A 20207-nucleotide genomic window follows, 5' to 3' on the forward strand; every position below is an offset into this window, starting at 1 on the left:
TTCACTTGACTTCACCATTAAATTCATTCATAACATGATCAAAACGAGAACTTTCAATAAAAGATTCTACAGCTTTTGCAGAATGTTCAATTACCTTTTCCATAATGATCATTTCTTCTTTTGAAAATTTTTGTAAAACATAGTCCGGAACAGACATCCCATTTGTTGGACGGCCAACACCAATTCGAATACGTTTAAATTGATCTGTACCAAGCATTTTAATTATCGATTTCATACCATTATGACCGCCTGCACTCCCCTTTTGGCGCAGACGCACTTGTCCTTGTTCTAAATCTAAATCGTCATATAAAACGATTAAATCTTCAACATCGACATTATAATAATCCATTAAAGGAGCTACAGCTTGACCAGATAAGTTCATCATAGTCATTGGCTCAATAAATAATACCTTTTCGCCGTTTAAACGTTCAATAGTGTATGCACCTTTAAATTTTTGTTTGTCTAAAGTAAATTGGTGGCGTTCTAGAATATCATCGACAACTTCGAAACCAATATTATGTCTTGTTAATTCAAAACGTTTACCAATGTTGCCAAGACCGACAATGCATTTCATTATTGTTACCTCCACTATTAATATTATGTATCTTCACATATTTTCAAATGCTATTGCTGTGTTTATTTTAAAATAAAGGACGTAAAAATGATTGACCACTGATATATGTCAACCACCTCTAAAACCGTCTTAAATAATTAATCATTCCCTATAATAACACAAAAAGCACTATGCTTATTAACATAAGCACAGTGCTCGCCTTTAAATCTGTAATCTCAACTAATGAGAATACCTACTTAAGAGACACGAAGATTAGTCTTCTTTATTTTCTTCTTCATCGTCTTCTTTGTCTTCACCAACAACTTCAGGTTCTTCAGTTGCTGATTCGCCTTCCATAGCTTCAACTTCTTCTTCAGAAGGTTCATCTGTTGGAGGAACTACTGTTACGATAGAATCTTCTGGATCATTTTCGATTGTGAAATCACCAGAGATTTTAATATCAGAAACTGCTAAGCTGTCATTAACTTGTAATTCACTGATATCTACTTCGATAGTTTCAGGAATATTTTCAGGTGTAGCTGTAACTTCTAAGTTGAATAATGGTTGTTCAACTACGCCGCCTTCTTTAGCCCCTACAGCTTCACCAACTAATTGAACTTGTACTTCAACAGTACGTTCTTCACTCATGTTGATTGCTAAAAAGTCGATATGAGTGATTTGGTTTTTTAATGGGTCAAATTGATAATCTGAAACCATTACTTTAATTGTTTTAGAACCTACGCCTAAATCGATAACACCATTACGTCCTACTTCACGGATTACTTTGATAAATTCAACTTCATCAACTTTAACTGAAGTATTTTTTGTACCGTAACCATACACAACTGCAGGTACTTTACCTGAGTTTCTTAATTGTTTTAGGTCAGAACGTGTTTGTTTACCTTGACGAATGATTGACTTTAATGAAGCCATTCGTATTTCCACCTTTCGAATTTCGAGGTTTAGACATTAGATGCGTCTAACCTGCTCCTCACTTACCCATCAACGTTACTGTTGCTTGTAAGTGTTTATTTGTTCGCAATTCTACGAACGTTAGTATTATACATGTTGATATAGGATACGTCAAATTCAATTGTAAATTTTAGTCAAATAATACACTTACTGATTCTCTTTCGTATACACGAATAATTGCTTTAGCAATTAAACCAGCAACAGAAAGTTCTTTTGTATTATTAGGTTTTCTATTCTCTTCTAATTGAATTGAGTTTGTTACTATAAGTTGCTTGATTGCAGAGTTTTCAATCCGTTCTTTTGCTGGCCCAGAAAGCACTGGATGTGTACAACAAGCATAGACTTCTTTAGCACCTTTATCTTTTAAGGCTTGGGCAGCTAAAGTAATTGTTCCTGCAGTATCAATAATGTCATCTATAATAATTGCAGTACGTCCTTCAATATCACCTACAATGTTCATAACTTCTGCCACGTTAGGTTTCGGACGTCTTTTGTCGATAATCGCAATTGGAGTTTTTAAAATGTCGGCTAATTTACGTGCTCGCGTTACCCCACCATGATCAGGGGACACAACTACACATTCTTCTGGATTAATATCAGGATCATTCTCAAAGTGTTGTGCAAGGATAGGAACACCCATTAAATGATCAATAGGAATATCGAAAAATCCTTGGATTTGAGGTGCATGTAAGTCTAATGCAATCATACGATTGGCACCTGCTGTTTCGATTAAATTAGCTACTAATTTAGCAGTAATAGGTTCACGACTACGGGCTTTTCTATCTTGTCGAGCGTAACCATAGTATGGTACTACGATGTTAATATTTGCTGCTGACGCGCGTTTACACGCATCAATCATAATAAGTAACTCCATTAAATGAAGATTGACTGGGTATGAAGTTGGTTGAACAATAAAAACATCACAACCACGAATGCTTTCTTCAATATTTATTTGAATTTCTCCATCACTAAAACGTTTTACAGAACATTTACCTAATTCAATCCCTACATGATCTGCTACTTCTTGTGCCAAAGGTTCATTTCCTTTGAGCGAAAAGATCTTCATTGATGAATTCTTATATTCATTATTTAACATTTATAGTCCTCCAATTATTTACTTAGACATTTATATTATATAGAAAATAGCGCTTTTTTACTATGATAGATGTACAATCAAAATTATTACAATTTTATAAATTCATTTAAAACTGCACATACGATAGCAATTCAGGGGCAAGAACTATTTTTTTAAGTAGCCTTCTTTATTTACTTGTCTTGCACGCGCTAATGCTAAACTATCTTCAGGGATATTATCTGTAATTGTGGATCCAGCTGCAATAAGAGTATGATTGCCTACTGTTACAGGTGCTATAAGGTTCGTATTACATCCTATAAAGGCATCTTTACCTACTATTGTTTTAAATTTGTTAGCACCATCATAGTTTACAGTGATAGAACCACATCCGATATTTGTACGCTCACCTATTTCAGCATCTCCAATGTAACTCAAGTGTGATACTTTAGCACCATCTTTAATATCTGCTTTCTTCACTTCAACAAAGTTTCCTACTTTAACTTCAGAACCTAAATTAGATCCTGGACGTAGTTGAGCGAAAGGTCCAACTGTTGTGTTCTCTCCAACAATAGAGTCATTGATAACCGATTGTTTTATGTTAGCATTCGAATGAATTGTACTGTTATTAATTTCAGAGTATTGGCCTATCCACACATCCTCTTCAATCGTTGTATGACCTCCGATTCGCACGCCTGGTTCAATAGTTGTATCTATTCCAATTTTCACATCTGTTCCAATAAATGTTGAACTTGGATCAATGATGGTCACACCATTTTCCATATGATAGCGATTAATACGTTGTTGCAAAGTCTTTTCAGCTTCACTTAACATCAAACGATCATTAACACCAATGATTTCATCAAAATCTTCGGTACAATAAACTTCAGCTTTACCTCCGTCTTTTAAAATTAAAGACAAAACATCTGGTAAATAATATTCTCCTTGAGCATTATCATTTTTAACTTGTTCTAACTTCTCAAATAGAACTCGATTATTAAAGGCAAAAATACCTGAACTAATTTCTTTAATCGCACGTTCTGATTCATTTGCGTCTTTCTCTTCAACAATACGCTCTAATATTCCATTATGATTTCTTATAATTCGTCCATAACCATAAGGATTGATAGTAGAAGCAGATAATACAGTAACCTGTGATTGTGTACTTTCATGATGTTCAATAAGTGATTGTAGAGTTTGGTATGTAATAAGAGGTGTATCTCCACATACTACTAAAGTAGTTCCTTCTTTATCTGCTAAATGTTCATGTGCCATTTTCACAGCATGAGCTGTTCCAAGTTGTTTATCCTGAAAACTATATAATGATTGATTACCCAATGTATCTTTCACACTCTCAGCGCCATGACCAATAATAGTTACAATTTGATCAACGCCAGCTTGTTTTACGTTATTAAGCACATGTTCAACCATTGGTTTGCCAGCAACCTCATGGAGCACTTTATATTTCTTTGATTTCATTCTTGTGCCTTTACCTGCTGCCAGAATAATCGCATGTCTTTGCATGAATGCTAACCCTCCATTAAAATTTACACTTCATAGTTATTATAGTTGAATAACAAAGAGAGTTTCAACTTATAAAAGGTTTTGTTAATCATTCATTAAAGGTTTGATAATTTTAGAAATTCAAATAAGTTGTTATGCTTTAAAAAGGCAAATGAGGTCATTAAACCCAATAGTTACAATACATATTCAACCTCTTTATTAATCATTAGTATTTTATTCCAGTGCCCAAATCATTATATTATCAATCATAATTTATGATGATAAAATTATAATCATACAGACATATTAATTACGTCTATCATAAGTAAATTTTTATAGATGGATTGTTGTCAGAGAAACATATCAGTATTTTACTTCTATCATTTTTATTTATCGTTAAATGTTTATATCGTTTTCGTTTATGGAAATACAGAACACATTAAAAATAAAGGGGAGGGACTACAACTTCAATAAGAAGTTGTAGTCCCTCCCCAACAATATGGTATAAAGTTCAAGTAATCCGTTACACAATCATTACTAATTTTGCCATTGACTAACAATACATTAAAATACCTGAGACAATATATCATCAATGTCTCAGGCTTATTTTATAAATGAATACATTTTTTAATTAAGCTTCGTCTGATTCTTCGTTATCTGAAGTAGCATTTTTGTCTGGAATAACTTCATCAGTTTCATCATATACTTTCATCACTGCATCTTGGATTTCTTGTCTCATATCAGAATTGATAGGATGCGCGATGTCACGGAATTCACCATCTGGTGTACGTTTACTTGGCATTGCGACAAAAAGACCTGAGTTTCCTTCAATTACACGTAAATCATGAATTACAAAAGCTTCATCTAGCGTAATAGAAACGAGTGCTTTCATTCTGCCGTCTGTTTGTATTTTTCTAAGTCTTACATCTGTCACTTTCATGTAGTGAGCCCCCCTAGTATATCTTTATATTATTAGAAGCTTGACAACTTTTAAGAAAATTATAAATCCTTCACTTTACCTATCAATTCAATTTCTACCTTTACGTCTTTAGGCAACCGTGACACTTCAACACAACTACGAGCTGGTTGGTGTTCGACGAAATAGTTTCCATAGATTTGATTAATTTGTTGAAAATCATTCATATCAGAAATATAGATTGTCGCTTTAACAACAGAATTCAAATCAGAACCTGCTTCTTTTAATACCACACTTAAATTTTCTAAAACTTGCTTAGTTTGTTCTTGAACATCATCGCTAACAATTGTTCCATCAAGTGTGAGTGGAATTTGACCTGATGTAAAAACAAAACCGTTTATAACAGTTGCATGCGAATATGGACCTAATGCTTCGGGTACCTTATCTGAGTTGATTATTTTCATGATGAAATTGACACTCCTTTTTTAAGAAAATTTAGACAAACTGTTGCCTGGTTCCACTTTAAATTCTTGGTTGTACTCGTCGACATCTGACAATCTGACTAAGGAAGTATAATCTTCAATTAATCTTTGTTTTACTTCTTTTGATTCTACAAGTACTGATACCCCTTTTACATGGGCTTTAAACTCATTCATTAAATTCATTACCCCATTGATTGAGCCACCAGCCCTCATAAAATCGTCTACTACGAGGACATTAGAATTCTCAGCTAAAGTTCGTTTCGATAACACCATTGTTTCTATTTTTCTAGATGATCCTGAAACATAATTGATTGAAACCGTAGAACCTTCTGTAACTTTATTGTCCTTTCTTATAACCACTACAGGTAAATTTAATACGTTTGCGACTGCATTCGCAAGTGATATCCCTTTAGTCGCTATGGTAACAACAGCATCAAGTTCTTCGTTCATATATATACTAGCAATTAACTTGCCTACTCTATTTAATAGAGAAGGATTGCCAACTAAATCGGATAAAAATAAATACCCTCCAGGTAGTAAACGGTCTTTCTCTTGTAATTGCGCTATCACCTCATTAACAACTTCTGTGGCCTCTGATTTACTCATCATGGGTTTATAGGTTACTCCACCACTTGCACCTGCTGTAGTAATAATAGTTCCTAATTTTTCATTTTGAAACGTATTTTTGATGATTTGAACGTCTTCACTAATTGACGATTTTGCTTGTTTAAATTTTTTTACAAAATAAGTGAGGGGTATCAACTTATTTGGATGGTTCATGAGGTATTGTGTCATAAATACAATGCGTTCGCTTCTTTTATATCTCATCTTTTCAAACCCTTCTATCCTAATAATCTTACTAAGTAAACTTCATTACAACAACCATTCACTGCATTATAAATATTTTTAGCTTGTCTTTCTTTTTGAGCTAGCCCATAAACAGTAGGACCGCTTCCACTCATCAAAGCACCATCAGCACCACATTGTAGCATGTTATCTTTAATCTTTTTAATGTCAGGATGCATAGCCATAGAAACAGGCTCTAACCGGTTAGAAAGACTATTGCATAATAAATGATAATCATTATTCTCTAAAGCCTGTTTACACTTTTCGTTATGAACTATATGTTCTTCAGTTAAATCTAGTGCTTTAAATACATCAGGCGATGAAATTCCGATGTTAGGCTTAGCTAAAACAACCCATGCAGATGGTGGTCTTTTTAGGAAAGTTACTTGCTCTCCACGCCCCGTACACACAGCAGTTTGGTTATAAATACAAAAAGGTATATCTGTGCCTATTTGTATGCCTAATGCAGCTAAATCGTCTAAAGATTGACCTAAACCAAATAATCGATTCAACCCTCTCATTGTAGCGGCTGCATCCGCAGAACCTCCTGCAAGACCAGCTGAAACTGGTATATCTTTATCAATTGAAATTGTCACACCTTCATTAATATTAAATCTCTCAAACATTAAATCAGCTGCTTTATACGCAAGGTTTTTATTATCGTTAGGAACGTAATTATGCTCAATATCGACAACAATCTTCTTATCAGTTCGCTTTTCAAAAGATAATCGATCATTTAAATCAACTGTAGTCATCACCATTTCAATTTCATGATAACCATCATCTCTTTTAAAAAGGGTGTCGAGCGTAAAATTTATCTTAGCTGGCGCAGTTTCATATATCATTTTTCCGCCCTCGCTTTGAATTGTTATTAAAATGATTTTAACATAAAGCCTTTAAATATTTGATAGATTATGTGCAATTTCTCGTAAAATCTTAATGAAGAGCAATTTTTCAACACTCAACATACGCATTTTCAATTTTTAAAAATATATTTAACAACTAAAGCGAATCACTTTTGGATATTACAAAAATGCGACTTATTTAAATGATTATTCGTTTAATTTAAATAATTTGTGTATTAATAATAAACGTAAGTTGCATAATCTCATGAAAATGACAATGAATAAAGACTACAATAACAAAGAGCCTGAACATATCTTCAATGTCCAGACTCACCTTAAATAATAAAAATATTAAATTTAGAGTTATCGACGACGCTCATAAATTATGTTTTTGTTAGTGTGCAACTGCTTCTTGATGATTATCTTCTTCAAATGAAACTTGTACATTTTCTGTAAGCACATCAGTGTATGTATAAGATACGCGTTCAAAGTTGTGTTTATCTTGATCTAATTCGACAATAAAAACAGATGGATATGTTTCTTTTAAAACCCCTGATCGTTCAATTGTCTTTTTACGTCCACCATTGGCTTTAAGTACAATACGATTTCCTAAATGACAATCAATAGAATTTTTGATGTCCAAAATTGATTTTGGCATATTGCCCCACCTCACTACACATTACATTTTACCATATTTGAGCCGTTTTCGTCAAATAAAATTTAAATTTTATCAATGTAAAAGGTCTTTGTCAACATTTTAATTTGTTAATTCGGAGAATTTTTTCTTTTGTTCATATAATGTGGCAAAATCTTGAATCGTGAGTGTTTCTCCACGTCTTTTAGGATCAATACCAGCGCTTTCCAGCCACTGTCGTATAGTTTCTTTATTCTTCTTACCATCTTTAAAGAAGTTTTGGTAGTTATTATTAATTGTTTTACGTCGTTGTGCAAAAGCGGCCTTTGCTAACTTAAAAAAGGCTTCCTCATCATCAACCTGTACAAGTGGTTCTTGGCGTTGCATCAATTTTACAACGATAGAATCAACGTTTGGAGGAGGCATAAATACAGTTTTAGGAACTGTTAAAACTTTACTTGTCTCCGTATAGTATTGAGCAACAATCGATAACGAGCCGTATGCTTTGGTACCTACGTGAGCGTTCAAACGTTCTCCTACCTCTTTTTGCATCATTACGACAAAACCATCAATAGGTACATCCTGTTGCATCAAATTAAGTAAAATAGGCGTGGTAATATAATACGGTAAATTAGCAACAACCATAATCTTGTCACAATCTTGTAGATGTGTAGCTACAGCTTTAGCAATATCAGCTTTAAGTATATCTTCATTGATAATCGTTACATTATCGTATGGCGAAAGTGTATCTTTAAGCACAGGTATTAACCTTTGATCAATTTCAAAAGCCATCACCTTCTTAGCATTCTTTGCAAGTTGTTCAGTCAATGATCCCATACCTGGTCCAACTTCAATTACTCCTGTTGCACAATCAATATGACTTGCTTCGATAATTTTATTAATGATATTTACATCTATTAAAAAATTTTGTCCTAAACTTTTCTTAAAATTAAACCCATATTGATCAAGCAAAGCACGTGTTCGAGATGGTGTTGCTATATCTTTATATTCCATTTAATTCTCCTCTTCTTCAAATAGCGCTTTTCTGACATCGTCTTCAGTATAGCCAAAAGCATTAAGTTTCTTTAATAATTGCTTTCCATTAGAGTGACCGATGTGTAATTTTCGACCTAAGATATTTCTACGGTGTCTTGCATCTTTACCGATTATTAGTCCCAAATCAATGAGTACACTTTTATCAATAGTTTCTTTAGCTTCTTCAAGCGGTGAACTTACATGCATTAATGCTTCTTGAATATCTTTAATATTTGCATGTTCTATTCCTATTTTACCTCTTTTACTCTTGGCCTTTTCTCTATCTACATATGCATGCTTAACACCAGAAACATGTTCCCGTATAGTATTTCTAATTTTATCACCTGGGAAATCTGGATCTGTCAGTACAATCACACCTCTAGTTTGCTGTGCGTGTTGTATCACTTCTAAAGTATATGTATCAATTGCACTACCGTTTGTTTCAATAGTATCACAGTCTACAGCACTTTTTACTCGCTCAGTATCATCTTTACCTTCAACAACAATAAATTCGTTTATTTTCATAAATTAACCTTTCATAATATTGATAACTTAATCATTAATTTTATAGAATCTTTCGGCAATATTAAAATATTAACTATCAAATCATAATTTCTTACACTAACCTCAGTTTAAATTTAAAAAATGAGAAAGATATCTTAAACTTATAAAAAAGTGATGTTCCTCATCTTTTTAAAGTTAGACACCTTTCCCACTAAAAATTCATTGAGTTAATTCAAATTGAATAAACGTTCAGCATTTTCGGTTGTTTGGCGACAGACCTCCTCATAAGTCATACCACGCAAATCTGCAATTTGTTGTGCTACTAAAGTAACGCGTTCTGGTTCATTGCGTTTACCTCTATAAGGGTGCGGGGATAGATACGGCGCATCTGTCTCGCATAACAAACGATCCATTGGTACGTGTTTAGCAACTTCTTTTGGTTGCTTTGCATTTTTGAAAGTGACGGGTCCCCCAAGCGAAACATAGAAGTTCAATTTATTAATCACGACATCAGCAATTTCGGGTGAAGCACTAAAACTGTGCATAATTCCACCCACTTCTTCTGCATGCTCTTCAATCAAAATATCTATGCAATCTTGAGTCGCTTCACGATTATGAATAATAATAGGTAATTGAACACGTTTAGCTAATGCAATTTGCTTTTTAAACACCTCTTTTTGTACATCAGAAGGTGATTTATCCCAATGATAATCTAACCCCATCTCACCAATACCAATAATTTTTGGATGTTTAGAAAGACTTTCTATCCATTCCAATCTTTCATCAGTACAATCTATTGCATCAACAGGATGCCAACCGATAATACCATAGATAAAGTCATACTTATCTATTAGCTCCATAGTACGTTCAATAGTAGGTGTATCAAAACCTACTACAAACATTCTATCTACGCCTGCTTCTCTTGCACGAGATATCACTTCATTTAAATCCTCATCGTATTGTTCATCATTTAAATGTACATGCGTATCGATTAACATCATTATCTCTCCTATCCTTAGATTATACTATTTAATTACTGCACCATTTGGAATTGCACTAGGCAAGCTTATCAAGGTAAGTACGCCATCTTTTTCAGCTGACAAAATCATACCTTCGGATTTTTGTCCCATTAATTTAGCTGGTTTTAAATTAGTAACAACTGCAACTTTTTTACCAATAATGTCTTCCGGACGATAAAACTTAGCTATACCAGATACTATTTGACGTTGTTCATTATCTAAATCAACTTTTATTTTTAATAGTTTCTCCGATTTTTTTACAGTTTCCGCATCAATAATAGTTGCTGCTTTGATTTCAACTTTATCAAAATCTTTGATATCAATTTGCTCTTTACCGGGTTCATCAGACTGTTTTGTTGACTTAGATGGTTGCATTGATTCTTTGATATAAGCAATTTCTGCTTCAGTGTCTAATCTTGGGAAAATTGGTGTTGGCTTTTCAGTTACAGTAATTGCCTCTGACAACATACCATATTGTTGCAGACTATCTAATTGATGTAAATCCGGATTGTTAATATTGAGTTGCTTAAATATCTCCCTAGGTGCATGCGTCAAGAATGGTTGTAATAAGATTGTAGCGAAACGAATGTTCTCAACAAGATGTGCCATTACGTTACCAAGCATCTCACGTTGATTTTCATCTTTTGCAAGAACCCAAGGTTGTGTTTCATCAATATATTTGTTTGTACGACTAATAAATTTCCACACTGTTGATAAAGCAACAGAAAATTGTAAACTTTCCATATTATCATTGAATGATTTAACAGTTTCAAGCGCCATCGCTTCCATCTTTTCATCCAATTCATGTTTTGGACCTTGGTATGCAGGTAATTCGCCGTGGAAATATTTGTTTATCATAGAGATAGTACGATTCACTAGATTACCTAAATCATTCGCAAGATCGTAATTTGTTCTTTCAACAAAGGCTTCCGGTGTAAATACGCCATCAGAACCAAACGGTAATTCACGCATTAAGTAATAACGTGTCGCATCAAGACCATAACGATCAATTAATACATTAGGATCTACGACATTACCTTTAGATTTACTCATTTTACCATCTTTCATTAAAATCCAACCGTGTGCAAAAACTTTTTTAGGAAGTGGTAAATCCAACGCCATTAACAATATTGGCCATATAATAGAGTGGAAACGTACAATTTCTTTAGCCATCAAGTGTATATCTGCTGGCCAATATTTATTAAATAATGTTTCATCATCAGATAGATAACCTAATGAAGAAATATAATTAACAAGTGCATCAATCCACACGTATACAACATGTTTAGGATTAGATGGTACACGTACACCCCAATCGAATGATGTACGCGAAACTGCTAAATCTTCTAAACCTGGTTTGATAAAGTTATTAATCATCTCATTTTTTCTAGATGGTGGTTGTATAAAGTCTGGATTTTCATCGTAAAATTCTAATAAGCGGTCTGTATATTTATTAATATTGAAGAAATAGCTTTCTTCTTTTACAAGTTCGACTTCGTGACCAGAATCAGGACTTTTACCACCTATAATTTTGCCGTTTTCATAAACAGGATCAACAAGTTGTGACTCTGTATAATATGTTTCATCAGGAACAGAATACCAACCTTCGTATTCACCTAAATAAATGTCACCTTGTTTTAATAATCGCTCAAACACTTTCTCAACGACTTGCTTATGACGCTCTTCTGTAGTTCGAATAAAATCATCATTAGAAATCTCAAGTTTACTCCATAAGTTTTTAATACCTGAAATCATTTCATCTAAGTATTCTAGTTCTGTTTTGCCAGCTTTTTGAGCTTTTTCTTGGATTTTTTGACCGTGCTCATCAGTGCCAGTTAAATAACGAACATCATAGCCTTGCATTCTTTTATAGCGAGCTATCACGTCGCCTGCGACTGTAGAGTATGCATGACCGATGTGTAGGTTCCCGCTCGGATAGTATATTGGGGTTGTTATATAAAATGTATCTTTAGCCATCACTGGTCCTCCTCATTAATTACATAATAAATGATATCTAAATTTATTTTTCTTTTCAATGAAGTCGCGTACCGTTATGTATCAGTTTTAAAAATTCGCATCAATTGAAAATTAATTGTCATCATCTTTACTACAATACCATAAAATCAACACGCTATGGGGTTTTTACAATAATTAAGTCATTATAAAGTAAAGTGTTTAACACATTTTTTTAATCAATATTATGATAAATATTATATACGTCACCCGTCTTCATATGTCGATCTGTTGCGACAAGTTTAATTGCTTTTTTAGTTTTAACCTGTTTGGTTTCAATATAATAATCAACATGTTCTTTAACCGTATAATTTTCAAACCATGATTCCCCACTCTTAGGTAATGCACCTTCAATCAGTATCACAAACTCACCTTTAAGAGGTAATCTGTCTTGATTAATCAATTCCAACATATCATCAACTGTAAGTGTAAGAACTTGTTCAAATTTCTTCGTTAGCTCTCTACCAACAGTAATCCGTCTTTGCGAATCTATTTTAGCTATTGCTTTCAAAGTATCAGTAACTCTATAAGGCGATTCATAAAGTATCAAAGTACTATTTTGAAACATTCTATCATCAAGCACTTCAATTTTTTCTTTTTCTTTTCTTGGCAAAAAACCTAAAAATGTGTATGTGAAAGATGGTAATCCACTTGACATAAGTGCAGTCAACCCAGCATTAGGACCTGGTACTGTTTCTATATTTATATTATTTTTACGTGCTTCGACAACTAATTCATATCCTGGATCACTAATTAACGGCAACCCAGCATCTGATACTAACGCTATATTTAAGCCAGTTTGTAACTGCTTGATTAAATAGTCAGTTTGTTGTTCTTTATTATGTTCATGATACGACTTTAGAGGCGTTTGTATTTCATAATGATTACACAATTTTCGTGTTACTCGTGTATCTTCACATGCAATCACATCAACTTTTCTTAATGTTTCTATAGCTCGAAATGTAATATCACCAAGATTTCCAATTGGTGTTCCTACTAAATATAAAGTTGTCATATTATCCCTCCTGTATCATTTTTAACTTTTGTTGTCTAGTATATGTTTTAATTTCATATTCACGTTTCAATGCTTCCGATTTCGTTGTATATGTTTCTTGATAAACTAACTCTACCGGTCGTCTTATTTTTGTATATTTAGCACCCTTACCGTTATTATGCTTTATTATGCGTGCATTTACATCTTTAGCATAGCCAGTATATAAACTTCCGTCATTACATTTAACAATATAAACAAAATGTTTATCCATAATAAATACCTTTCATCTCATCGCTATATGATCCATCCTCATTATATATATATAATGGATTACGTATATCTAAACCTTGGTTACCACCTTTTCTTCCTTCCACAACAATTGTTTGTGCAGGCTTATCATGTTTACTATACACCAACGTCAATGCTTTAGGCTCAATTTTACCGTGTCTTAATTCGGTTAAGACATCCATTAGCCTTTCCGCTCGATGGACCATAATAAAACGACCACCCTCTTTAAGTAAATGTCTTGCAGCTTCAATACAATCTTTAAGATTACACATTATTTCGTGACGTGCTATTTTATGTGCTTCTTTTTGATGTTGATGATTTTGATTCATTTTAAAATAAGGAGGATTACAAGTCACTAGTGTATATTGAGCAGGTTGAAATGTTTGATATACATCTTTTAAATCCATACGGTGCATAGTTAGTCTATCGTTCAAATCATTCAATTTAAAACTGCGACATGCCATACTCACTAATTGCTCTTGTATTTCTATCCCTTCAATAGGTTGAGTTGATTTAGCAGCTAATAATAATGGAATAACACCATTGCCGGAACATAAATCCATAACTTTATCATTTTTGCGTACTTCGGTTAAATACCCTAACAATAGGGCATCAGTAGAAAAAGAGAATACTTCATCATTTTGTATAATCTCATATCCTTCTTTTATTAAATGGTCAACGCGTTCATTATCTTCTAACATATCTTTACTCCTAAAAAAAGGATGTTATTACAGTATGACTTAAATTACACACTTATAATACATCCTTATATTTAAACATTTATTTATCGAAAGAATTAATCACTCAACACATTAAGGCATAATAAGCAATCTTCACCATGACGATGTTTCCCGAATAATTCACCCTTACAAATATGAAAACCTTCACGATATAACATCGCTAAATTATCTTTACTTGGAGATGGTGTTTTTACATGCTTATAATTATCTTTATCTAAGTGAGTTTCAACCGATTCTTCAGTTTTGTTCATCAATCGTTTTAAATTTTCATTTTCAACTTGTAAAGCAACATTCTCCTCAACAAGTTCGACGGTTAAATCTTTAAGTTCTGACATGTCGGTTGTAAGTTGTTCAACGTGATGTTCTAATTTCATAAGTCTTTCGAATAATTCATTTCGATTCAAAGGTTATTCAACCTCCTTAATTCAATACTTCTATCTCTTCCATTTTATATTCTAAAGGTTGTTCTAGACCCTCTATTTTAACTTGCATAGAAATATCTAAAATATTTAATCCTATCACTTTTCCGTGACCATCTGGTGTTTGAATCATATCTCCAACATCAGGCAATTGAGTTCGCGCCTCTTCATAGTAGTCATTTTCATATTTAAGACAACACATTAATCTACCACAAGCCCCTGAAATCTTAGTTGGATTTAATGATAGGTTCTGATCTTTCGCCATTTTAATGGATACAGGTTCGAAATCTCCTAAAAATGTAGAACAACACAAAGAACGTCCACAAGGACCGATACCACCCAATAATTTCGCTTCATCTCTTACCCCAATTTGACGTAATTCTATTCTAGTCTTTAGATTTTGAGCTAAAACTTTAACAAGTTTGCGAAAATCAATGCGATCATCTGCGGTAAAATTAAAAATCACTTTAGATTTGTCTAATGTATATTCACAATTAACTAATCGCATATCTAATTGCTGATCTTTAACTACTTTTTTACATAATTCTAACGCATCATTGGCATCACGTTCATTACGATAAAATGTTTCTTGATCATCTTCATTCATTTTACGAATGATATTTTTTAGCGGTAATGTGACATCTTCTACATCAACTTCACGTAATGGAAACTTTACGTGACCAATTTCTATACCTCTTTTAGATTGGACAACAACCCAGTCACCAACCTCTACATCTAATTGATTCGGCGCGTAGTATTCTAATTTCCCTGCTTTTTGAAACTGAACACCTACAACATTGGGCATTTTAAATCACACCTTTTATTACTATTTGTTCAAAAACAAGTGTTGGATTAACATTTTGATTTAACTTTTTATGCGCTTCAGTAATTTGATCATACATGAGGATTAATTGATTAAAAGTTAATTGGTTTGCATAATTTTCAATTTCTACAGTTAAATCACTAAATGTATAATAATTATCCATTTCTACCTTTGCATGCATTATATCTTCGAAAAAGCCATTGACGGCTGATAAAGTAAGTAATTGTAATCTACGATTCTTAGCTTGTTTTAATAACTCAATGACACCTATAAGAGCCATAGCTTTATTAGATAATATTAATTGACACCATCTGATGATTGATTTTCTTAAAGTAACTAAATCAAATTCCTCATTTAAGGACGATGCTGCTTCTATTTGAGTTGTATAGGTACTTAGCATTTCTGCTACCGGTCTTGCTATTGACATTTCTACTAAACGCTCTATAAACTGTCGCTTATCAATAGGCTTAAAATATACGTGCTGGCATCTTGAATGTATAGTGTCTAATATTTGTTCTGGTTTCGTTGATAAAAGAATCGCAATTGTATTATCAGGGGGCTCTTCTAAAAATTTTAGTATACTATTTTCCCCTTGAACAGTTAATTTTTCAAAATCCTCAATAATATATACTTTATATTGACCCTCAATAGGTAGTTGGTTCATATGATGAACAAGTTGTTCGATTTGTTCTTTTTTAATTGTATTTTCATCAGAAGACACATATGAAAAGTCAGGATGATTAAAAGTATCAACTTTCAGTTCGCATTGATTACTATTATTACAAAGAATTAATTTAGTAAAATGGATTGCGACACGTTTCATCGTTTGTGCATCATCACCCTCAAACAAATATGCATGTGACAATTTGTTAGAATGATATGCGTTAGCTAACTGTTGTTGTTCATCCATAAGCGACTTACTCCCTTTATGATATTCATTATGTAAAAAGACTACTTAAATGATAGTTCTAGACCGTTGAGCAACGTCTTCAAACAATTCCGACTTAGCAACTGCATTCCTTGAATTAAACGCATATAATTACTAACTTTCACGCTTAAACTCAAAGGATGAAGTATAAATTTTGAATGAATATGCCTTCAATCTCAAACTACATTTAAAGTAGCCAAATAAAAAATACATCTATAATAATTACATTTTAAACACTTTTCATTAACATAAATATGTAGATGAAAAGTAGACTTTTTATAAACAACTAGAATTGATGAAATGCTTCAATCGGCATTACAAATACTGTAGCGCCACCTACTTCAACTTCAACTGGATAAGGAATATATGAATCTGCACTACCACCCATTGGTGTTATTGGGGAAACAAGTTGGTCTCTATTACCACAAGTGTTATCAATGACAGATAGAACCTCATCGACACGGTCATCCTTAACCCCACATAAGAAAGTTGTATTGCCTGCTCTTAAAAATCCACCAGTAGTTGCTAACTTTGTAGCTCTGAAATTGTTTTTTACGAGTTGGTCTGAAAGCTCTTGACTATCTTGATCTTGAACGATCGCTATAATCATCTTCATTTTTATACACCTCTTTTTGTCATTATATCATAATTATTTTAAATATTTGATGATAGATTGGTATGTTTCTTCAACAACTTTATCCAAACTATGGTTAGCATTGACTTTAATAAACCGATGAGGGTTATCACTGATCACTTTATGATATCCTTCTATCACTTTTTCATGAAAAACTTTATCCTCTTTATCTAATCTGTTTTGTTCTCTGTTATTTTTTAGAATTCTTTGACGACCAATTTCCGCATCAACATCTAAATAAATCGTTAAGTCTGGATACAAACCATTAATTGCAAATTCATTTAATAATTTTACTTCTTTAATTCCTATACCCCTTGCATAACCTTGATAAGCCAATGAACTATCAATGTATCTATCACAAAGGACAATTTTACCTGCTTGTAAAGATGGGATAATCTTCTCAACAAGGTGTTCACGTCTAGATGCAGCGAACAGCATAGCTTCAGTTCGAATATCTATACTCTCTCCATCAAGTACAATACGACGTATTTCTTCACTAGTTAATACTCCGCCAGGTTCACGTGTTGTAACAATATCATATTCTTTAGCTAATCTTTCGCTTACTTCTTTAATTACTGAGGTCTTTCCTGCTCCTTCTGGACCTTCAAACGTTATAAATGTAGACATTTCTTATTCATCCTTAATTAATATTTTTTTATGATTTAAACCTTCAACTTTAATATTTTGCTTATCATATTTATTTAACAAGTCTATCATATGAGACGTCACGACTTCTCCTTTAAACATCACCGGTATACCTGGAGGGTATGGAACGATATGTTGCGCTAAAACTTTACCTTCTGCCTTTTTAATAGATACTTCTTTCGTATTTTGAAAATGAACAGTTTTGTATTCGCTAAAATCCGTCATAAAATTAAAAGATTTTATGTCGCGCGTACATTTTTTTGGCACGTTAATTTCTCTAATTTTTTCAATCAACAACTTAAAAGGAAATTTATCTCCTTCATGCCATAAAGGGAGAACGAGTAACACTTGATACATATCAGCTAATTCTACATAGATTTCTTTTTCCTCAAACCATTTTTGCACATCATAACCTGCAACACCTTCAAAACTCACAACCAATTTTAAAGGATCCTCTGGTTCTATAACTGTAAATCCTATATTTATTAATAAATCAATTAACATCTTTCTTCGTTGGTAAAATAATGCGGAATCATATTCTTTATAAAATTTATTCGCTAATTCTAGACTAGACATAATAAGGTACGAAGGACTTGACGTTTGAAAATAAGTCAAATAATCTATGACTTGTTGTCTTAATGGTGCATCTTTATGTATATATAAAACTGATCCCATTGTTAATGCAGGGAGTGTTTTATGATATGACTGCACAACGTAATCAGCATTAAAATTCATTGAGGATTCTGGAAATCCATCTAAACCAAAATGTGCACCATGCGCTTCATCTACTAATATCGGTACCCCTCTGTGATGTAATTGTTTGATATATTGAGAAATTTCAAAAGTTTCACCGTAATAATTAGGGTATGTACAGATGGCAAGTTTATAATATTGATTTTTATCTTGAATTATCTTTGGCTTTACATATTGATTCGTTTTCTTACTGATATCTGTCTTAGTTATTGTCGCTTGTTGTTGTGTTATGTCTAGACCGTGAAATACTGATTTATGAACATTTCTACTAATTAAATATTTACCTTTTCTTGTCGAAAATGCTTGGATAACCGATAATATACCTGAAGTCGTTCCGTTAACTAGTAAGAAAGCATCATAGTTTTTATGTTTCCTAAAATTCTCCATGCTTTCTAAAATAATTCCTTCAGGATAATGCATATCATCTAATCCAGTAATTTCTGTCATATCCATTGCTAAATCAAGTCTATTTAAGTAGCCGATTGTCATGTTTTTATGCCCAGGAACATGCATAGAGATAGCGTTTTTCTCTATCAAACGATTTAATTTTTGAATTATTGGTCTTTTCATATTAATAACTCTCTCTAAATTTAATTTTTCATCTTATATGAGACAAATCATCATCATTCTTATTAACCCAATTCCTTTTTAACAAGCCCATTACATAGCAATCTCTGTATTCTCCCCTTGTATAGAAGTGTTCCTTTAACGTTCCTTCTATTTCGAAATTATTACTTTGATAGATATGTACTGCTTTCTCATTCTTAATATCCACATATAAGTATACCTTATTCATATTTAATACTAAAAAAGCATAGTCAATAGCCATTTTAAAAGCTTTTTTCGCGTACCCATTATTTGCATACTGTGGATCGATAATAATTAACACTTCACAAGTTCTATGTATAAAGTTAATCTCTAATAACTCTACCACGCCTACAGATGTTGATCCCTCTTCAACAATGAATCGTCGCTCTGTTTCATCTAAAATATGCTTTGTATATAAATTTTCTAATTCGCTCAATGATTGATAAGGCTCTTCAAACCAATACGACATAATGGAATACTCATTATTCAAATGATGTATAAATGATAAATCTGTCTTCTCCAATGCCCTAATAATCAAAGTCATCCCTCTTTCTTAATTTCTTGTTATTCATTACTAGTGTATTAGAAAACACAAATTTTCTCTAATACTTAACTAACTTTTTAATCATTGTCATTTCAACTTACTTAGATGTTAGATTTTAAAGTTCTTTATTAAAAAGAAAATTTTCCCAAACCTAATTGTTGTGATTATTTAATATAAAAAAGAGACCTTTCGGTCTCGTACTTTGTCTGGCAACGTCTTATTCTATCGAAACGTTAGTCCAACTACCATCAGCAGGTGCTAAGAAGTTTTCTTCACTTAAGACAAGCGCTAGCCTCTCACTTTATATATGGTACTTATTGACTCGTTTAGATCATCTAAATTCATTGTCTCGCTTCTTTATTCATGAGTTCCAAATGCTTTCTCCTCGCCGAGAAAACTATTTTTTTAGAACTCTTTTCATATAAAAAAAAAGAGACCTTTCGGTCTCGATTAGGCT

23 protein-coding genes are annotated in these 20207 nt (G+C 32.8%); all 23 read right to left on the reverse strand.

Features of this window, described 5'->3' with window-relative positions:
- Position 1: 1 nt before the first annotated feature.
- Complete coding sequence (gene pth, locus HMPREF3241_RS01615) at positions 2-574, reverse strand: aminoacyl-tRNA hydrolase (protein ID WP_002497191.1); 573 nt, start codon at positions 572-574, stop codon at positions 2-4.
- Positions 575-826: 252 nt separating this feature from the next.
- Positions 827-1486: a 50S ribosomal protein L25/general stress protein Ctc gene (locus HMPREF3241_RS01620; protein ID WP_002475375.1), complete on the reverse strand. Its 660-nt coding sequence runs from the start codon at positions 1484-1486 to the stop codon at positions 827-829.
- Positions 1487-1655: 169 nt separating this feature from the next.
- Positions 1656-2621: a ribose-phosphate diphosphokinase gene (locus HMPREF3241_RS01625; protein WP_001832233.1), complete on the reverse strand. Its 966-nt coding sequence runs from the start codon at positions 2619-2621 to the stop codon at positions 1656-1658.
- A 144-nt stretch (positions 2622-2765) separates the two neighbouring features.
- The gene (gene glmU / locus HMPREF3241_RS01630; protein WP_002505952.1) at positions 2766-4121 is read right to left on the reverse strand and encodes a bifunctional UDP-N-acetylglucosamine diphosphorylase/glucosamine-1-phosphate N-acetyltransferase GlmU; all 1356 of its coding nucleotides are present in this window, start codon (positions 4119-4121) and stop codon (positions 2766-2768) included.
- Between the two features lie 610 nt (positions 4122-4731).
- Positions 4732-5040, reverse strand: a complete 309-nt coding sequence (spoVG, locus tag HMPREF3241_RS01635; RefSeq protein WP_001832195.1) for a septation regulator SpoVG — start codon at positions 5038-5040, stop codon at positions 4732-4734.
- A gap of 59 nt (positions 5041-5099) precedes the next feature.
- The gene (locus tag HMPREF3241_RS01640) at positions 5100-5480 is read right to left on the reverse strand and encodes a RidA family protein (RefSeq protein WP_002490928.1); all 381 of its coding nucleotides are present in this window, start codon (positions 5478-5480) and stop codon (positions 5100-5102) included.
- A gap of 21 nt (positions 5481-5501) precedes the next feature.
- Positions 5502-6326, reverse strand: coding sequence for a pur operon repressor (purR, locus tag HMPREF3241_RS01645; protein WP_002447883.1), 825 nt, complete (start codon positions 6324-6326; stop codon positions 5502-5504).
- A gap of 14 nt (positions 6327-6340) precedes the next feature.
- On the reverse strand, positions 6341-7189 hold the full coding sequence (gene ispE / locus HMPREF3241_RS01650; RefSeq protein ID WP_002447882.1) for a 4-(cytidine 5'-diphospho)-2-C-methyl-D-erythritol kinase: 849 nt from the start codon (positions 7187-7189) through the stop codon (positions 6341-6343).
- Positions 7190-7583: 394 nt separating this feature from the next.
- Positions 7584-7847 (reverse strand): biofilm formation stimulator Veg, encoded by a 264-nt coding sequence (gene veg / locus HMPREF3241_RS01655; protein WP_001832193.1) that lies wholly within the window; start codon positions 7845-7847, stop codon positions 7584-7586.
- Positions 7848-7946: 99 nt separating this feature from the next.
- Entirely contained in the window at positions 7947-8837 is an 891-nt protein-coding gene (rsmA, locus tag HMPREF3241_RS01660) for a 16S rRNA (adenine(1518)-N(6)/adenine(1519)-N(6))-dimethyltransferase RsmA (RefSeq protein WP_002447881.1), read from the reverse strand.
- The gene (gene rnmV / locus HMPREF3241_RS01665) at positions 8838-9383 is read right to left on the reverse strand and encodes a ribonuclease M5 (protein ID WP_002447880.1); all 546 of its coding nucleotides are present in this window, start codon (positions 9381-9383) and stop codon (positions 8838-8840) included.
- Positions 9384-9589: 206 nt separating this feature from the next.
- Entirely contained in the window at positions 9590-10360 is a 771-nt protein-coding gene (locus tag HMPREF3241_RS01670; RefSeq protein ID WP_002458670.1) for a TatD family hydrolase, read from the reverse strand.
- A gap of 27 nt (positions 10361-10387) precedes the next feature.
- Positions 10388-12358, reverse strand: coding sequence for a methionine--tRNA ligase (gene metG / locus HMPREF3241_RS01675; protein ID WP_002458669.1), 1971 nt, complete (start codon positions 12356-12358; stop codon positions 10388-10390).
- 211 nt (positions 12359-12569) lie between these two features.
- Complete coding sequence (rsmI, locus tag HMPREF3241_RS01680; RefSeq protein WP_002501634.1) at positions 12570-13409, reverse strand: 16S rRNA (cytidine(1402)-2'-O)-methyltransferase; 840 nt, start codon at positions 13407-13409, stop codon at positions 12570-12572.
- A gap of 1 nt (position 13410) precedes the next feature.
- On the reverse strand, positions 13411-13659 hold the full coding sequence (locus tag HMPREF3241_RS01685; RefSeq protein WP_002447876.1) for a GIY-YIG nuclease family protein: 249 nt from the start codon (positions 13657-13659) through the stop codon (positions 13411-13413).
- A complete protein-coding gene (locus tag HMPREF3241_RS01690) occupies positions 13652-14377 on the reverse strand; it encodes a tRNA1(Val) (adenine(37)-N6)-methyltransferase (protein ID WP_070853395.1) in 726 nt (241 codons plus the stop codon). The genes HMPREF3241_RS01685 and HMPREF3241_RS01690 overlap by 8 nt, the downstream gene beginning before the upstream one ends.
- A gap of 95 nt (positions 14378-14472) precedes the next feature.
- Positions 14473-14820, reverse strand: a complete 348-nt coding sequence (gene yabA, locus HMPREF3241_RS01695) for a DNA replication initiation control protein YabA (protein WP_001832238.1) — start codon at positions 14818-14820, stop codon at positions 14473-14475.
- Between the two features lie 16 nt (positions 14821-14836).
- Entirely contained in the window at positions 14837-15640 is an 804-nt protein-coding gene (locus HMPREF3241_RS01700) for a PSP1 domain-containing protein (protein ID WP_002490368.1), read from the reverse strand.
- Position 15641: 1 nt separating this feature from the next.
- Positions 15642-16568: a DNA polymerase III subunit gene (locus HMPREF3241_RS01705; RefSeq protein ID WP_002458666.1), complete on the reverse strand. Its 927-nt coding sequence runs from the start codon at positions 16566-16568 to the stop codon at positions 15642-15644.
- A 304-nt stretch (positions 16569-16872) separates the two neighbouring features.
- Positions 16873-17202 carry a cyclic-di-AMP receptor gene (locus HMPREF3241_RS01710; protein ID WP_001832200.1) on the reverse strand — a complete coding sequence of 110 codons (330 nt, stop codon included), beginning with the start codon at positions 17200-17202 and terminating at the stop codon, positions 16873-16875.
- Positions 17203-17235: 33 nt separating this feature from the next.
- Positions 17236-17847, reverse strand: coding sequence for a dTMP kinase (gene tmk, locus HMPREF3241_RS01715; RefSeq protein ID WP_002475382.1), 612 nt, complete (start codon positions 17845-17847; stop codon positions 17236-17238).
- A 3-nt stretch (positions 17848-17850) separates the two neighbouring features.
- Positions 17851-19188: an aminotransferase class V-fold PLP-dependent enzyme gene (locus tag HMPREF3241_RS01720; RefSeq protein WP_002490366.1), complete on the reverse strand. Its 1338-nt coding sequence runs from the start codon at positions 19186-19188 to the stop codon at positions 17851-17853.
- Positions 19189-19216: 28 nt separating this feature from the next.
- Entirely contained in the window at positions 19217-19750 is a 534-nt protein-coding gene (locus HMPREF3241_RS01725) for a GNAT family N-acetyltransferase (RefSeq protein WP_002440739.1), read from the reverse strand.
- Positions 19751-20207: the final 457 nt, after the last annotated feature.

The sequence above is a fragment of the Staphylococcus sp. HMSC34G04 genome (assembly GCF_001838765.1).
GTDB lineage: Bacteria > Bacillota > Bacilli > Staphylococcales > Staphylococcaceae > Staphylococcus > Staphylococcus epidermidis.

What these genes read in the sequence shown, in the direction of transcription:
- HMPREF3241_RS01620 (WP_002475375.1), bottom strand. Translation starts at nt 1,486, where the DNA reads ATGGCTTCATTAAAGTCAATCATTCGTCAAGGTAAACAAACACGTTCT.
- HMPREF3241_RS01720 (WP_002490366.1), bottom strand. Translation starts at nt 19,188, where the DNA reads ATGAAAAGACCAATAATTCAAAAATTAAATCGTTTGATAGAGAAAAAC.
- HMPREF3241_RS01700 (WP_002490368.1), bottom strand. Translation starts at nt 15,640, where the DNA reads ATGCCCAATGTTGTAGGTGTTCAGTTTCAAAAAGCAGGGAAATTAGAA.
- purR (WP_002447883.1), bottom strand. Translation starts at nt 6,326, where the DNA reads ATGAGATATAAAAGAAGCGAACGCATTGTATTTATGACACAATACCTC.
- HMPREF3241_RS01710 (WP_001832200.1), bottom strand. Translation starts at nt 17,202, where the DNA reads ATGAAGATGATTATAGCGATCGTTCAAGATCAAGATAGTCAAGAGCTT.
- pth (WP_002497191.1), bottom strand. Translation starts at nt 574, where the DNA reads ATGAAATGCATTGTCGGTCTTGGCAACATTGGTAAACGTTTTGAATTA.
- spoVG (WP_001832195.1), bottom strand. Translation starts at nt 5,040, where the DNA reads ATGAAAGTGACAGATGTAAGACTTAGAAAAATACAAACAGACGGCAGA.
- glmU (WP_002505952.1), bottom strand. Translation starts at nt 4,121, where the DNA reads ATGCAAAGACATGCGATTATTCTGGCAGCAGGTAAAGGCACAAGAATG.
- ispE (WP_002447882.1), bottom strand. Translation starts at nt 7,189, where the DNA reads ATGATATATGAAACTGCGCCAGCTAAGATAAATTTTACGCTCGACACC.
- veg (WP_001832193.1), bottom strand. Translation starts at nt 7,847, where the DNA reads ATGCCAAAATCAATTTTGGACATCAAAAATTCTATTGATTGTCATTTA.
- HMPREF3241_RS01685 (WP_002447876.1), bottom strand. Translation starts at nt 13,659, where the DNA reads ATGGATAAACATTTTGTTTATATTGTTAAATGTAATGACGGAAGTTTA.
- tmk (WP_002475382.1), bottom strand. Translation starts at nt 17,847, where the DNA reads ATGTCTACATTTATAACGTTTGAAGGTCCAGAAGGAGCAGGAAAGACC.
- metG (WP_002458669.1), bottom strand. Translation starts at nt 12,358, where the DNA reads ATGGCTAAAGATACATTTTATATAACAACCCCAATATACTATCCGAGC.
- rsmA (WP_002447881.1), bottom strand. Translation starts at nt 8,837, where the DNA reads ATGGAATATAAAGATATAGCAACACCATCTCGAACACGTGCTTTGCTT.
- HMPREF3241_RS01705 (WP_002458666.1), bottom strand. Translation starts at nt 16,568, where the DNA reads ATGGATGAACAACAACAGTTAGCTAACGCATATCATTCTAACAAATTG.
- HMPREF3241_RS01690 (WP_070853395.1), bottom strand. Translation starts at nt 14,377, where the DNA reads ATGTTAGAAGATAATGAACGCGTTGACCATTTAATAAAAGAAGGATAT.
- rnmV (WP_002447880.1), bottom strand. Translation starts at nt 9,383, where the DNA reads ATGAAAATAAACGAATTTATTGTTGTTGAAGGTAAAGATGATACTGAG.
- rsmI (WP_002501634.1), bottom strand. Translation starts at nt 13,409, where the DNA reads ATGACAACTTTATATTTAGTAGGAACACCAATTGGAAATCTTGGTGAT.
- HMPREF3241_RS01640 (WP_002490928.1), bottom strand. Translation starts at nt 5,480, where the DNA reads ATGAAAATAATCAACTCAGATAAGGTACCCGAAGCATTAGGTCCATAT.
- HMPREF3241_RS01725 (WP_002440739.1), bottom strand. Translation starts at nt 19,750, where the DNA reads ATGACTTTGATTATTAGGGCATTGGAGAAGACAGATTTATCATTTATA.
- HMPREF3241_RS01625 (WP_001832233.1), bottom strand. Translation starts at nt 2,621, where the DNA reads ATGTTAAATAATGAATATAAGAATTCATCAATGAAGATCTTTTCGCTC.
- HMPREF3241_RS01670 (WP_002458670.1), bottom strand. Translation starts at nt 10,360, where the DNA reads ATGTTAATCGATACGCATGTACATTTAAATGATGAACAATACGATGAG.